Source organism: Pseudomonas sivasensis, assembly GCF_013778505.1.
Taxonomy (GTDB): Bacteria; Pseudomonadota; Gammaproteobacteria; order Pseudomonadales; family Pseudomonadaceae; genus Aquipseudomonas; species Aquipseudomonas sivasensis.
On record NZ_JAAOWU010000010.1, the window covers coordinates 67,492 to 82,301 of the forward strand.

Below are 14,810 nucleotides of genomic sequence, written 5' to 3' on the forward strand. Positions count from 1 at the left end.
GGCTCAGTCTCCCCAGTTGCCAATGTCTGCGGCAGGGCCTTCGCCCCCCGCTACGCCATCGGCGCCGAGGGAGTAAAGGTCATAGCCACCGTTGGCAGCGCGCACCCCAGGGTTCAGATATTGATAAGGCGTGCCCCATGGATCGACTGGCACACTTTTCAGGTAACCCTGAGGGTTCCAGTTCCTCGGCGTTGGGGTGCCGGCCGGCCGTTTGCTCAAGGCCTCAAGGCCTTGCAGAGTTGACGGGTAGTGGCCGTTATCGAGGAGGTACATTTCCAGGCTCGTCGCAACCGCTTGAACATCGGTCTTGGCCGCGGTCACTTTAGCCTGGTCCGGTCGCCCCATGAACTGCGGGACCACAATGGCTCCCAACACCCCAATGATCACGACCACCACCATGATTTCAATCAGGGTAAAACCACGTTGGCCCTTGGGCATTTTCACCATTCAGTTCACCAGTTGGTTGAGGCTGAGAATCGGCAAGAGAATGGCCATGACGATCAGCAGCACCACACCGCCCATCACCACCAGCATTGCCGGTTCGAACAAACTCACCACCAGCGTGATGCGGGCGGCGAGGCTTTTTTCCTGTTGCTCGGCGGCACGCGCCAACATCCTGTCGAGTTCACCGGCGCGTTCGCCGCTGGCGATCATGTGCAACATCAACGGGGGTATATCTCCACTGGCTTCAAGGCCACGACTCAGCGTGCCGCCCTCGCGAACCGAACGCGCGACGTCATGCATACGGGCGCGGATGGTCACATTGCCGATCACCGCCGCGGCAATTTCCAGGGCGTCCACCAGAGGTACGGCACTTTTGCCGAGGATCGCCAAGGTGCTGGCGAAGCGCGCCGCCTCCATCTCACGAAACACGCCCCCCAATAGCGGCATATGCAACACCAGGCTGTGCCACTGCCAGCGCCCGTGCGGTTGACGCAAGCGCCAGCGCAGCAACACGCCAATGCCCACTGCCATCAGCGCCAGCACCAAACCCTGAGCACGCAAGACATGGCTGACGGTAATCATGGCGTGGGTCAGCCAGGGCAGTGGCTGGCCGCTGTCGACGAAGATCTTCACCACGTCCGGCACCACATAACCGAGCAGAAAACCGACGATGGCCACGCAGGCGAACATCAGCAGGGCCGGGTACACCAACGCCAATTGGATCTTTTGTCGGGACGCCTGGCGGGCTTCGGTATAGGTGGCCAACTGTTCAAGCACTTGCCCCAAATGCCCGGAGCGCTCACCCGCTGCGATGGTGGCGCGAAACACGTCAGGAAATGCCTGGGGATAAGCACCAAGCGCCAAGGCCAGGGATTGCCCTTCCATCACCCTGTCGCGTACTTGGGAGAGCAGGTTGCTGACACGACGCTTCTGGCTTTGCTGAACCACCGCCTGCAGTGCCTGCTCAAGCGGCAGTCCGGCTTGAACCAGGGTCGACAGTTGCAAGGTCAGCAACGCCAAGTCACTGGCCGCCAACCCCGTCGCTCCCGACCATGGCACTCCAAATCGCGTGCTCGCCAGGTGCACCTGGCTCGGCAGCAACCCGCGGTCACGCAGCAACTGCCTGGCCTGGCGCGGGCTGTCGGCCTCCTGGCGACCTTTGCACGGTCGACCGTGGCGGTCCTGTGCCCGATAGTCATAAATCGGCACCACTAGTCCTCCTGGATAACCCGCAACAGCTCATCGACGCTGGTCACTCCTTCAAGCACCCGGCGGCGGCCATCCTCGAACAAGCTGCACGTGCCCCGGCGTGCCTCAGCCAGCAACGCCTGCTCACTGGCCCCCTGATGAATCAGTGCGGACAACGCCGGGGTTACCATGACCAGTTCATAGAGGCCAATACGCCCGCAATAGCCCTGGCGGCATTGTTCGCAGCCGACGGACTTAAACACGCGAGGCGCCTTGGACGGGTCCAGCCCCAACCGTCGACAGACCTCGGCGTCCGCCACCACACCGGTCTTGCAGGCTGGGCAAAGCACGCGTACCAAGCGCTGCGCCAGCACGCCCACCAACGACGACGCCAACAGGTACGCATCCACCCCCATGTCCACCAGCCGAGTGACGGCGCCGATGGCACTGTTGGTGTGCAGCGTCGACAACACCAGATGCCCGGTGAGTGAGGCCTGAACCGCAATCTCGGCGGTTTCACTGTCACGAATCTCACCCACCATCACCACATCCGGGTCCTGGCGCAGAATCGCCCGCAGGCCTCGCGCAAACGTCATCTCGACCTTGGGGTTGACCGGTGTCTGGCCGATGCCGGGCAGGTGATATTCAATCGGGTCCTCAACCGTGAGGATGTTGCGCGTCTGGTCATTGAGATGGGCCAGTGCGGCATACAGGCTGGTGGTCTTGCCTGAACCGGTGGGCCCGGTCACCAGGAAAATCCCATGGGGTTTGGCGAGCACTTGCTGTAAGTGGCCGAGGGTGGTCGGCGCCATCCCCAGACGGGCCAATTGCAGGCGCCCGGCCTGTTTGTCGAGCAGGCGCAGCACCACCCGTTCGCCGTGCGCCGAAGGCAAAGTGGAGACGCGTACATCCACTTCGTGACCTGCGAGGCGCAGCGCTATACGGCCATCCTGGGGAACGCGTTTTTCGGCAATGTCCAGGCGAGCCATGACCTTGATTCGCGATACCAATAATGTCGCCAGCTCACGCCGTGGCCGCAGCATTTCGCGCAGTTGCCCATCGACGCGCATGCGCACAACCAGCGTGTGCTCGAAGGTTTCAAGGTGAACATCCGAGGCCTTTTCCCGTACCGCCTCACTGAGCAATGCATTGATCAGCCGAATGATCGGCGCGTCGCCTTGCTGCTCCAGCAGGTCGGCGGTCTGCGGAACCTGGTCCACCAGGCTGAGCAGGTCCAGTTCATCATCCAATCCTTGGGCAACGTGTTCGGCAGCCGTTTGCCCCTCGCTGTAAATCTTGGCCAATGCCAGGGCGAAGGCTTCGTCGGCCAGCACACGCAGGGGCAATTCGTGATCGCTCAGGCGGCGGGCTTCGGCAATTGCACTCAATGGCGTATCAAACCGAACGGTCAGATGCCCTTCGTCGACCACGACGCCAAAACGCCGGGCAAACCCGAAGGGCAAGGGCTTCATTGAGCCACCTGCGAAGGTCGGCGCAGGTCGAACAACCGCGCCGCTTCATCGGGCAATTGCAACGCGCTGTCACGCTGAGAGCCCGGCTGGCGCTCATCGCGCAGGTCTTGATAACGCGCCTGGCTGATCCTGGACAGATCCTGACCGCTGCGCACGATGGTCGGGCGCAGGAACACCATCAGGTTGCTCTTGACCTGGGTATCACGGCTCCAGCGGAACAACGCGCCCAGATACGGAATATCACGCAGCAGCGGCACGCCGCTGGTCTGGGTGCGCACGCTGTCCTTGATCAGGCCACCGATCACAATGATCTCGCCGTCGTCTGCCAGGATCGTGCTTTTCAGGGCCCGCTTATTGGTGATCAGGTCCGAGGAATCAACCCCGGCAACCGCCGGGGCGATATCAGAGACTTCTTGCGCCACTTCCAGGCGCAGGGTCGAACCTTCGTTGATATACGGCTTAATCTTGAGGCTGATCCCGACGTCTTTGCGCTCCACCGTGGTGAAGGGATTATCCGCACCACTGCTGTTGGTGGCGTAGGAGCCGGTCTTGAACGGTACGTTCTGGCCGACGATGATTTCAGCTTCCTGGTTATCCAGGGTCAGCAGGCTTGGCGTCGATAACAGGTTGCTGCGCGTGTTGCTGGCCAGAGCGGACACCAGCGCACCAAAACGGTCGCCGCCCAGTTTGAGCAGAGCGCCTTCCGGCACAACGGTTTTATCATCGAACTTGAGGGCGCCAAGAATCGGAATGCCGGTACCGGGAAAATTGATAATCCCTTGCCCGCTACCGCTATTGAGCGCCCATTGCACGCCGAGCGCCTCGCTGATGTCGCCGCTGACTTCCACGATGGCGGCGTGGATCAACACTTGGGCACGCGGCTGATCCAGTTCACGCACAATGCCTTCTAGGGTCGCCAGTTGCGTCGCCTCGGCAACTACGACCAAGGCATTCTGGCTTTCATCGGCCCTGACCATAAATGGCGCGGCCGCCGTCGCGTCTTTAAGGGCCACGATGCCCGGTTGGGATTTCATGCCCTGGCCCATTGAGTCCAATACTTCGGCCAATTGCTTGGCATCGCTGTAGCGCAGGCGGATGACCCGGGCATTGTCCAGGCGGGCGGGCGTGACGGTATCCAGGCTATGTGCAAGTTGCACCAGACGCTGGCGCGCCGCCGCCGTGCCGACGATCACCAAGCGGTTGCTACGTGGATCGGCCAGTACCTGGATGGCACTGTCGGCATTCTGCTTGCCGATGGACGCCTCCATCAGCCGTGCGATGTCCGCCGCCACACCGTGGCGCAACTCCACCAGCTCATGGGCATTCTTCGCCCCGGAATCCAGTTGCCGAACGACGTCGCCAATGCGCCGCACGTTACGTGCGGTATCAGTAATCACCAGGGCATTGGCGGACACCGAGGGGCCGACGTAGCCGTTGGCTGAAACCAATGGCCGCACCAGCCCCGCCAGATCCGCCGCACTGCTGGCCCCCAATGCGATGACTTGAGTGACGAACTGTTGCTCAGCCGAGGTGCGCTCATCTGCATTGCTGGCTTGGGTCTTGGCCTGGGTCGCAGGGACAATCAGAAGCTGATCGCCCTGGTCGATAACGCTGAAGTCATGGGCGTCGAGGACGCTGTAGAAAAGCCGCCGCACACCCTCGCGATCCAACGCCTGACGGGAGACCACGGTAATGCGCCCTTGGATCTTCGGATCGAGGATCACGGTCGTGTCGAGGATCGTCGACATTTCCTCGACCACATCACGCAGCTCGGCGTTGTTCATCGCCAACTGCCAACGCGGTTCTGCGCCCGTTGAGTGCCCGGTATACAGCATCACACCCAGCATGAGCGCCCCAAAAACACGTACACCGGTACGCCGGGCAATGGAACAGTTCATGGACCTGAATTACTCCTGGGTTGCTCGACCGTAGGCCGCAAATGCACGGCTGGGGACGCCTGACCGTGCGCCTGAGCAGTCGGTAGAAAGCGCCCGCTGGCGGCATGCAGGCTTAACAATTCCTCACGGCCCTGGCGCCACAACACCACGTGGGCCGCCTCGACACGACGTAGCAGACTGCCTCCGGGCAATCGCTCCCCCGTGCGATAGAACCGCGCCCCGTCGGGACTGGCCAGCAAGGCGCGTGAGTCGCTACCGTTGGCGACCACAGTGGCCAACAGCGTCAGCGGTTCTGCGCTGTTCATAACGCGGCCTTGGGCGCTCAGTCCAAACACCGTCGCCACTGCCAAGGTGTTGAGCACGGCGTCTGGTGCTGCAGCGGTTTCTGGCGCAGGCAACGTTTGCACAGACTGGGTCTGCGCCTGGCGAAACTGCCACTCTTGCCAGGCCAGCGTCACGCCATAGCCAAAGGGCACCATCAGAAACAGCGCCCGCAATACAGCCGGCCTCATAACGCCCTCATTGGTAGCGCCTTAGTGAAAATCGAATCCTGAAAACAAATGACGCCAGGCAACAGCGCCAGCAATAGATTGGCCAGACGAATAACGCCCAGACGCAACTAAAGCGATACATTCAAATAAAAGTACTCATAAGAAAAATACCCAGGCGAGTTTGAATAAACTCGCCTGGGCTTATAACGCTACAGGGTCAGAGTTGATCCCAGGCTGTCTGCCAGTGGTGACCTACACCTGGTTCAAAGCCGTTAGCCGTTGGAAGGTATTGTTTGCAGTAACCCGAGGCAGGGAACGGTTTGCACTCATAAACTTCGCCGGTTTGCGTATGCAATACACGGGTGCCCGCCTCGTAACTTGCCAGGCCTTGAGGGAACACAAAGTGATAGTCCTTCGCCCCGCCTTCACCCGTCAGGTTGACCGGTTGGGTGTCCTGGCGCGTTGTACGGCCATCCACAGTGGTTCCCAACAGAGTCAGGTGATGGGTGCCAGGCTCACTACGCACATCCATTTCCAGCCAGGTACTGTCGCCCTGGGCGAGGGTCTTGATGGTGCCCACCGGCTTGTTGCTGGCGTTGAACAGGGTGGCTTCGACATTCATGTCGCGGTTGGCAATCATGGCCAAACGCACCTTGGCGCGCCCCTTGTCCAGCACGTACTCGGGAGCGATCGCCGACAAAGCCATTCGCGCTTGGGTATCCTCCCTGACGTCCAGCGTCAGTTCATAACGAATCACACCGCTGTCTTTCTGAGCAAACAGGTTGTTATTGCCTTTGACCGGCGCAATAACGCCCTGCTCGTCGCGAATACCCGCTTGAATCAGGGTCTGGGACTGGTTGATGCTTTCCGCCAGCTTGAACGCCCAGTTCTGCGGTTGGCCTTCCTCAGCATTGTCGATAGTGACTTCTACCGAATAGGCCGCGCTTTCACCGGTGGCGGTGAATGCGCGTGCCTTGACCTTGTCACCCACCAGCAAGGTCGCCGATGGCGTGATACTGCCCACGGCACTCCAACCGCCCGGCAACTCGGGTTCGGCAAGGATATTGACATCGACCACGTTGTAGAACGCCGCGTCGGTGTCACCGACGGTCCAGATGCCCAGGATCACATGCGGACCGTTCTTATCCTGAGGGATCACACAGGCATGCTTGTCGCCGCTGACCGGCAGGACGTTCCCACCGTCCACGACACAGAATGGCGTGCCTTCGAACGAGGCGCGCTTAAGCGGCTCGTTCGGGTTCCAGCCATTGCGGGTAATGAAATACTCATGTTTGGTGGCTGGGTGTGCCGCAGTGTATGTCCAGTCGAAATTGATGTTTCTGTCCTTGATTTCGGTCTGGTGCCAACGGTTCGCGGATTGGGCGTCCATGGCCGAGAACAGGCCAATACCGCCGCTGGCGATCTTACCGTCGACCGGCCCCTGCAACGGCGCGCCCCCGACACCGGCCGGAAACCCCTTGAAGGTTTCACCGACACTTTGCGGCTCGTATTGTGCACCGCCGCAGTCCTTGTTCAGGCCTTTCTGGCACTGGAAGGCGCGTGAAGGTGGATCATTCAGATAACCATGAGCCTGTGCACTCTGAGCAGGTATCAACAATGCACTTAACAACGCTAGCGAAGAAACACCGCCCCAGCGCGACAGGTCCTTTTTAATCATTAAATTCGAGCCCTACTTAACCAGACAATAAAACCCACATCCGAAAATATGGAATACGTTTTTCAAGGTTTTTGTACTACGAGCGGGGCCGAATTCTACGGATATAGAAATTAATTAATGTAGGAATAGTTGAATAGTACTAATTGAAATTTCCCAAAAAGGAAAAGCACCACATTTAAGTAGGAACACTCCTACATAACAAAAGATTTAAACGCACTATGGCCAAGCGATAAAAAATCCGCCTAGCCATTCACAGTTCATTCAGGTTGTTAGCGACAACATCACCCTCTTAATTGGAAGAAGGTGATGAAGTAAAACAGGGAAACTACACGTGATATTGCGCGGACAACTCATGCACCGCTTGCAGGAAAGCGCCAGCGTGTTCCGGGTTCACTTCCGGCGTAATGCCATGACCCAGGTTAAACACGTGCCCGGTACCCTTGCCATAGCTGGCCAGGATGCGGCCGACTTCGGCGCGGATCGCTTCCGGCTTGGCGTACAGCACGGTCGGGTCCATGTTGCCTTGCAGCGCGACGCGGTTGCCCACGCGCTGGCGGGCTTCACCGAGGTCGCACGTCCAGTCCAGGCCTAATGCATCAGCGCCGGCGTCGGCGATGCTTTCCAGCCACAGGCCACCGCCCTTGGTGAACATGATGACCGGCACTTTGCGGCCCTCGTGCTCACGTATCAGGCCGCTGACGATCTTGCGCATGTAGGCCAGGGAGAACTCCTGGTACGCCGCCGCCGACAGGTTGCCGCCCCAGGTATCGAAAATCTGTACCGCTTGCGCACCGGCCATAATCTGGCCGTTGAGGTAAGACGTGACCGACTGGGCCAGCTTGTCCAGCAGCAGGTGCATGGCTTGAGGGTTGTCGTAGAGCATCGCCTTGGTCTTGCGGAAGTCTTTCGACGAGCCGCCTTCGACCATGTAGGTGGCCAGGGTCCAAGGGCTGCCCGAGAAGCCGATCAGTGGCACACGGCCGTTCAGCTCGCGGCGGATAGTGCTGACGGCGTCCATCACGTAGCCGAGGTCTTTGTGCGGATCAGGGATCGGCAAGGCTTCGATATCGGCCAGGGTGCTGACGACTTTCTTGAAACGCGGGCCTTCGCCGGTCTCGAAGTACAGGCCTTGGCCCATTGCATCAGGGATGGTGAGGATGTCGGAAAAGAGGATGGCCGCGTCCAGTTGAGGGTAGCGGTCCAGCGGCTGCAGGGTGACTTCGCAGGCGAACTCCGGGTTCATGCACAGGCTCATGAAATCGCCGGCGTGGGCGCGACTGGCGCGGTATTCCGGCAGGTAGCGACCGGCTTGACGCATCATCCACACAGGGGTGACGTCCACGGGTTGCTTGAGCAGGGCACGAAGGAAACGGTCGTTCTTGAGGGCAGTCATGTCGGCATCCGCAAAAAAAGTGCGGGCATTTTCTCAGAGCGCGACGCAAAAGGCACGGCAAGAGCGGTGCCTTTTGTCTATCGGGTCAATTTGTCGCGGACATGGAAGCGCTGCAAAACCAATGTGGGAGGGGGCTTGCACCCGATAGCGGTGTGTCAGTCTCAGTATCTGTCACTGAACCACCGCTATCGGGGGCAAGCCCCCTCCCACATTTTTGACCGCACTTCAGCCTGAAATGGGTTAGACGTTCAGGTAGTCCAGGATCCCTTCGGCGGCATTGCGGCCTTCGAAGATCGCGGTCACCACCAGGTCAGACCCGCGTACCATGTCGCCACCGGCAAAGATTTTCGGGTTGCTGGTCTGGTGCTTGTACTGGCCTTGTTCCGGGGCTACCACACGGCCCTGGCTGTCGGTTTGGATCTCGAACTGCTCGAACCACGGCGCCGGGCTTGGGCGGAAACCGAAGGCGATGACCACGGCGTCGGCCGGGATGATCTCTTCGGAACCCGGGATCGGCTCGGGGCTGCGACGGCCACGGGCGTCCGGTTCGCCGAGACGGGTCTCGACCACCTTCACACCTTCGACACGGTCTTCACCGACGATCGCAATCGGCTGACGGTTATAGAGGAATTTCACGCCTTCTTCCTTAGCGTTCTTCACCTCTTTGCGCGAACCCGGCATGTTGGCTTCGTCACGGCGATACGCGCAGGTCACCGACTTGGCGCCCTGACGAATCGAGGTACGGTTGCAGTCCATCGCGGTGTCGCCACCGCCGAGTACCACGACCTTCTTGCCTTTCATGTCGACGAAATCTTCCGGCGACTTTTCAAAGCCCAGGTTGCGGTTGACGTTTGCGATCAGGAAGTCGAGCGCGTCATACACGCCAGGCAGATCCTCACCGGCAAAGCCGCCCTTCATGTAGGTGTAAGTACCCATGCCCATGAACACGGCATCGTATTCGGCGAGCAGTTGCTCCATGGTGATGTCTTTGCCGATTTCGGTATTGAGGCGGAACTCGATACCCATGCCGGTGAACACTTCACGACGGTGGCTCAGTACGGTTTTTTCCAGCTTGAACTCGGGGATACCGAAGGTCAGCAGGCCACCGATTTCCGGGTTCTTGTCGAACACCACCGGGGTCACGCCGCCACGCACCAGCACGTCGGCACAGCCAAGGCCCGCCGGGCCCGCACCGATGATCGCCACGCGCTTGCCGGTCGGCTTGACCTTGGACATGTCCGGGCGCCAGCCCATGGCGAACGCGGTGTCAGTGATGTACTTCTCCACCGAACCGATGGTCACCGCACCGAAGCCGTCGTTCAGGGTGCAGGCACCCTCACACAGACGGTCCTGCGGGCACACCCGGCCGCAGACTTCCGGCAGGGTGTTGGTCTGGTGCGACAGCTCGGCGGCGGCGAGGATGTTGCCCTCGGCCACCAATTTCAGCCAGTTGGGAATGAAGTTGTGCACCGGGCACTTCCATTCGCAATACGGGTTACCGCACCCCAGGCAGCGATGGGCCTGGTCGGCCGAGTGCTGGGGTTTGAAGGGTTCGTAGATTTCCACGAACTCTTTCTTGCGTTGACGCAACAGTTTCTTCTTCGGATCTTTGCGCCCGACATCGATGAACTGGAAGTCGTTATTCAGACGTTCAGCCATGTTAAAACCTCATCAAACTCTTCAGGCGCATATCACTGCGGGTTGGCACGGATGCTGGAAAGCAACGATTTCAGGTTGGCAGCCTTGGGCTTGACCAGCCAGAAACGACGCAGGTAATCATCGAGGTTCTCGGCGAGGTTACGGCCCCATTCGCTGCCGGTCTCCTCGACGTACTCGTCCAGCACGTGCTGCAAGTGGTTCCGGTAGGATTCCATGGCTTCGCCGCTGATCCGCTGGATCTCGACCAACTCGTGGTTGACCTTGTCGACGAAGGTGTTGTCCTGGTCGAGCACGTAGGCGAAACCGCCAGTCATGCCCGAACCGAAGTTGTAACCGGTCTTGCCCAGTACCGCGACAAAGCCCCCGGTCATGTACTCGCAGCAGTGATCGCCAGTGCCTTCCACCACGGTGTGGGCACCGGAGTTACGCACGGCGAAACGCTCACCGGCGGTACCCGCGGCGAACAGCTTGCCACCGGTAGCGCCGTACAGGCAGGTGTTACCGATGATGGCACTCTCCTGGCTCTTGTAGACGCTGCCTTTAGGCGGAACGATCACCAGCTTGCCGCCGGTCATGCCCTTGCCCACGTAGTCGTTGGCGTCGCCTTCCAGGTACATGTGCAGGCCGCCGGCGTTCCACACGCCAAAGCTCTGGCCAGCGGTACCCTTGAAGCGGAAGGTGATTGGCGCTTTCGCCATCCCTTGGTTGCCATGCTTGCGTGCGATTTCGCCGGAGATGCGTGCGCCGATGGAACGGTCGCAGTTGCAGATATCCAGGGCGAATTCGCCACCACTGGCGTCATTGATCGAGGAACCGGCCATTTCGACCATCTTCTCGGCCAACAGGCCTTTGTCGAACGGCGGGTTGCGATCCACCTGGCAAAATTGTGGCTTGTCTGCCGGGATGTGATCGCTCCCCAACAACGGCGTCAGGTCCAGGTGCTGTTGCTTGGCGGTCTGGCCTTCGAGGATGTCCAGCAGATCGGTGCGACCGATCAGCTCTTCCAGCGAACGCACGCCCAGCTTGGCCAGCCACTCACGGGTTTCTTCGGCGACGTAGGTGAAGAAGTTCACCACCATGTCGACGGTGCCGATGTAGTGATCCTTGCGCAGCTTCTCGTTCTGAGTGGCGACGCCGGTGGCGCAGTTGTTCAGGTGGCAGATGCGCAGGTATTTGCAGCCCAGGGCGATCATCGGCGCGGTGCCGAAACCGAAACTCTCGGCGCCGAGGATCGCGGCCTTGATCACGTCGAGGCCGGTTTTCAGGCCGCCGTCAGTCTGCACACGGACCTTGCCGCGCAGGTCGTTGCCGCGCAGGGTCTGGTGAGTTTCGGCCAGGCCGAGTTCCCAAGGTGCGCCGGCGTACTTGATGGAGGTCAGCGGGGATGCACCGGTACCGCCGTCGTAGCCGGAGATGGTGATCAGGTCGGCATAGGCCTTGGCCACACCGGCGGCAATGGTGCCCACGCCCGCTTCCGCTACCAGTTTCACCGAGACCAGCGCCTGCGGATTGACTTGTTTCAGGTCGAAAATCAGCTGCGACAAGTCTTCAATCGAGTAGATGTCGTGGTGCGGCGGTGGCGAAATCAGGGTCACGCCAGGCACTGCATAACGCAGCTTGGCGATCAGGCCGTTGACCTTGCCGCCTGGCAGCTGGCCGCCTTCACCGGGCTTGGCGCCCTGGGCAACCTTGATCTGCAGCACTTCGGCATTGACCAGGTATTCCGGGGTCACGCCGAAACGGCCAGTGGCAACCTGCTTGATTTTCGAGCTCTTGATGGTGCCGTAGCGCGCCGGGTCTTCACCGCCTTCACCGGAGTTGGAACGCGCACCCAGGCGGTTCATGGCTTCGGCCAGGGCTTCGTGGGCCTCTGGCGACAGAGCGCCGAGGGAAATACCGGCGGAGTCGAAGCGCTTGAGGATCGATTCCAGCGGCTCAACTTCGCTGATGTTCATCGGCGTGTCCAAGGTCTTCACCTTGAACAGGTCGCGGATCATGGACACCGGGCGGTTATCCACCAGCGAGGTGTATTCCTTGAACTTGGCGTAGTCGCCCTGCTGCACGGCGGCTTGCAGAGTGCTCACCACGTCCGGGTTGTACGCGTGGTATTCGCCACCGTGCACGAACTTGAGCAGGCCGCCTTGCTGGATCGGCTTGCGCGCGCTCCAGGCTTCGGCGGCCAGGGCTTTCTGTTCGGCTTCGATGTCGACGAAACGCGCGCCTTTGATACGGCTCGGCACACCACGGAAGCTCAGGTCGCAGACTTCTTCGGACAGGCCGATGGCTTCGAACAATTGAGCACCGCGATAAGACGTGACGGTGGAGATGCCCATCTTGGACAGGATCTTCAACAGGCCTTTGGTGATGCCTTTACGGTAGTTCTTGAACACCTCATAGAGGTCGCCCAGCACTTCACCGGTACGGATCAGGTCGCCCAGCACTTCGTACGCGAGGAACGGGTACACCGCCGAGGCGCCGAAGCCGATCAACACCGCGAAATGATGCGGGTCGCGGGCGGTGGCGGTTTCGACAAGGATGTTGGAGTCGCAGCGCAGGCCTTTTTCGGTCAGGCGGTGGTGCACCGCGCCGGTGGCGAGCGAAGCGTGGATCGGCAGCTTGCCTGGGGCAATATGGCGGTCGGTCAGCACGATCTGGGTACGACCGGCGCGCACAGCTTCTTCGGCCTGGTCGGCGACGTTGCGCACAGCGGCTTCAAGGCCGAGGCTCTCGTCGTAGTTCAGGTCAATGATCTGGCGGTCGAAACCTGGACGCTCCAGGGTCATCAACGAACGCCACTTGGCCGGGGAAATAACCGGCGAGCTGAGGATCACGCGGGAAGCGTGCTCAGGCGATTCCTGGAAGATGTTGCGCTCGGCACCGAGGCACACTTCCAGGGACATCACGATGGCTTCGCGCAGCGGGTCGATCGGTGGGTTGGTCACCTGGGCGAACTGCTGGCGGAAATAGTCGTACGGCGTGCGCACGCGCTGGGACAGCACAGCCATCGGCGTGTCGTCGCCCATGGAGCCGACGGCCTCGTAACCTTGCTCGCCGAGCGGACGCAGCACTTGGTCGCGCTCCTCGAACGTGACCTGGTACATCTTCATGTACTGCTTGAGCTGGTCAACGTCATAGAAAGCCGAACCGTGGTCGTTGTCTTCCATGGTCGCCTGGATGCGCAGGGCGTTCTTGCGCAGCCATTGCTTGTACGGGTGACGGGACTTCAAGCGGTTGTCGATGGCGTCGGTGTCGAGGATCTGCCCGGTTTCGGTGTCCACGGCCAGGATCTGGCCAGGGCCAACGCGACCTTTGGCGATGACGTCTTCAGGCTTGTAGTTCCACACGCCGATTTCCGACGCGAGGGTGATGAAACCGTTGGTGGTGGTGACCCAGCGCGCCGGGCGCAGACCGTTACGGTCGAGCAGGCACACCGCATAGCGGCCGTCGGTCATGACCACGCCAGCCGGGCCGTCCCACGGTTCCATGTGCATCGAGTTGTACTCGTAGAATGCACGCAGGTCCGGGTCCATGGTCTCGACGTTCTGCCACGCAGGCGGAATGATCATGCGCACGCCGCGGAACAGGTCGATGCCGCCGGTGACCATCAGTTCGAGCATGTTGTCCATGCTGGAGGAGTCGGAACCGACGCGGTTAACCAGCGGGCCGAGCTCTTCCAGGTCCATCAGATCGTTGGCGAACTTGGTGCGACGGGCCACGGCCCAGTTGCGGTTGCCGGTGATGGTGTTGATCTCGCCGTTATGGGCGAGGAAGCGGAATGGCTGGGCCAGCGGCCATTTCGGCAGGGTGTTGGTGGAGAAGCGCTGGTGGAACACGCAGATCGCGGTTTGCAGGCGCTCATCGCTCAGGTCTGGATAGAAGGCGGTCAAGTCCGCCGGCATCATCAGGCCTTTATAGATGATGGTCTTGTGGGAAAAGCTGCAGATGTAGTGGTCGGCATCGGCGGCGTTGGCCACGGACGAGCGACGACGGGACGTGAACAGCTTGATTGCCATGTCCTGGTCGCTCAGGCCGTCACCGGCGATGAACACTTGTTCGATCTGCGGCAGGCGCTCCAGGGCCAGGCGGCCGAGCACGCTGGTGTCGATTGGCACTTTGCGCCAGCCGACCAGTTGCAGGCCGGCAGCGACGATCTCGCGGTTCATGTTCTCGCGAGCGGCTTCGGCTTTGACCGGGTCCTGGTTGAAAAACACCATGCCCACGGCGTACTGCTTGGGCAGGTCGACAGCGAAATGCTCTTTGGCGACCGCGCGCAGGAATTGGTCGGGCTTTTGAATCAGCAAGCCACAACCGTCACCGGTCTTGCCGTCGGCGTTGATCCCACCGCGGTGGGTCATGCAGGTCAGGGCCTCGATGGCCGTTTGCAAAAGGGTATGACTGGGCTCGCCCTGCATATGGGCTATCAGGCCGAAACCGCAGTTATCCTTGAATTCATCGGGTTGGTACAGACCTGCTTTCATAGACACTTTCTCACCAGGCTGCCTCTTATACCGAGGCAAATTTCTTTTCAATTCAACCGGTTACCTTCCACGCCGAACGTACGCCGGCTTAGCGGGGGCAAAAGGGAGG

General features: G+C 60.5%; 9 protein-coding genes. All 9 read right to left on the reverse strand.

The features are described 5' to 3' along the window. Window positions 1-3: 3 nt before the first annotated feature. Window positions 4-447: a type II secretion system major pseudopilin GspG gene (gene gspG, locus G9Q84_RS17575; RefSeq protein WP_181643781.1), complete on the reverse strand. Its 444-nt coding sequence runs from the start codon at window positions 445-447 to the stop codon at window positions 4-6. Further along, window positions 448-1,653 carry a type II secretion system inner membrane protein GspF gene (gene gspF, locus G9Q84_RS17580; protein ID WP_181643782.1) on the reverse strand — a complete coding sequence of 402 codons (1,206 nt, stop codon included), beginning with the start codon at window positions 1,651-1,653 and terminating at the stop codon, window positions 448-450. A 2-nt stretch (window positions 1,654-1,655) separates the two neighbouring features. Continuing rightward, complete coding sequence (gene gspE / locus G9Q84_RS17585) at window positions 1,656-3,104, reverse strand: type II secretion system ATPase GspE (RefSeq protein WP_181643783.1); 1,449 nt, start codon at window positions 3,102-3,104, stop codon at window positions 1,656-1,658. Next, window positions 3,101-5,002, reverse strand: coding sequence for a type II secretion system secretin GspD (gspD, locus tag G9Q84_RS17590; protein WP_181643784.1), 1,902 nt, complete (start codon window positions 5,000-5,002; stop codon window positions 3,101-3,103). The genes gspE and gspD overlap by 4 nt, the downstream gene beginning before the upstream one ends. Beyond that, window positions 4,999-5,514, reverse strand: a complete 516-nt coding sequence (locus tag G9Q84_RS17595) for a type II secretion system protein N (protein WP_181643785.1) — start codon at window positions 5,512-5,514, stop codon at window positions 4,999-5,001. Before G9Q84_RS17595 ends, gspD begins: the two co-directional genes overlap by 4 nt. Window positions 5,515-5,710: 196 nt before the next feature. Further along, on the reverse strand, window positions 5,711-7,171 hold the full coding sequence (gbpA, locus tag G9Q84_RS17600; protein WP_050442869.1) for an N-acetylglucosamine-binding protein GbpA: 1,461 nt from the start codon (window positions 7,169-7,171) through the stop codon (window positions 5,711-5,713). A gap of 325 nt (window positions 7,172-7,496) precedes the next feature. Further along, window positions 7,497-8,564 (reverse strand): uroporphyrinogen decarboxylase, encoded by a 1,068-nt coding sequence (gene hemE, locus G9Q84_RS17605; protein ID WP_032890274.1) that lies wholly within the window; start codon window positions 8,562-8,564, stop codon window positions 7,497-7,499. Window positions 8,565-8,804: 240 nt separating this feature from the next. Next, entirely contained in the window at window positions 8,805-10,223 is a 1,419-nt protein-coding gene (locus tag G9Q84_RS17610; RefSeq protein WP_099602017.1) for an FAD-dependent oxidoreductase, read from the reverse strand. 32 nt (window positions 10,224-10,255) lie between these two features. Further along, on the reverse strand, window positions 10,256-14,701 hold the full coding sequence (gltB, locus tag G9Q84_RS17615; protein WP_122753833.1) for a glutamate synthase large subunit: 4,446 nt from the start codon (window positions 14,699-14,701) through the stop codon (window positions 10,256-10,258). Window positions 14,702-14,810 lie beyond the last annotated feature (109 nt).

Excerpts from the sequence above, each read along its gene's own strand:
- gspD (WP_181643784.1), bottom strand. The coding sequence starts at position 5,002 with ATGAACTGTTCCATTGCCCGGCGTACCGGTGTACGTGTTTTTGGGGCG.
- gspG (WP_181643781.1), bottom strand. The coding sequence starts at position 447 with ATGGTGAAAATGCCCAAGGGCCAACGTGGTTTTACCCTGATTGAAATC.
- hemE (WP_032890274.1), bottom strand. The coding sequence starts at position 8,564 with ATGACTGCCCTCAAGAACGACCGTTTCCTTCGTGCCCTGCTCAAGCAA.
- G9Q84_RS17595 (WP_181643785.1), bottom strand. The coding sequence starts at position 5,514 with ATGAGGCCGGCTGTATTGCGGGCGCTGTTTCTGATGGTGCCCTTTGGC.
- gbpA (WP_050442869.1), bottom strand. The coding sequence starts at position 7,171 with ATGATTAAAAAGGACCTGTCGCGCTGGGGCGGTGTTTCTTCGCTAGCG.
- gspE (WP_181643783.1), bottom strand. The coding sequence starts at position 3,104 with ATGAAGCCCTTGCCCTTCGGGTTTGCCCGGCGTTTTGGCGTCGTGGTC.
- gltB (WP_122753833.1), bottom strand. The coding sequence starts at position 14,701 with ATGAAAGCAGGTCTGTACCAACCCGATGAATTCAAGGATAACTGCGGT.
- G9Q84_RS17610 (WP_099602017.1), bottom strand. The coding sequence starts at position 10,223 with ATGGCTGAACGTCTGAATAACGACTTCCAGTTCATCGATGTCGGGCGC.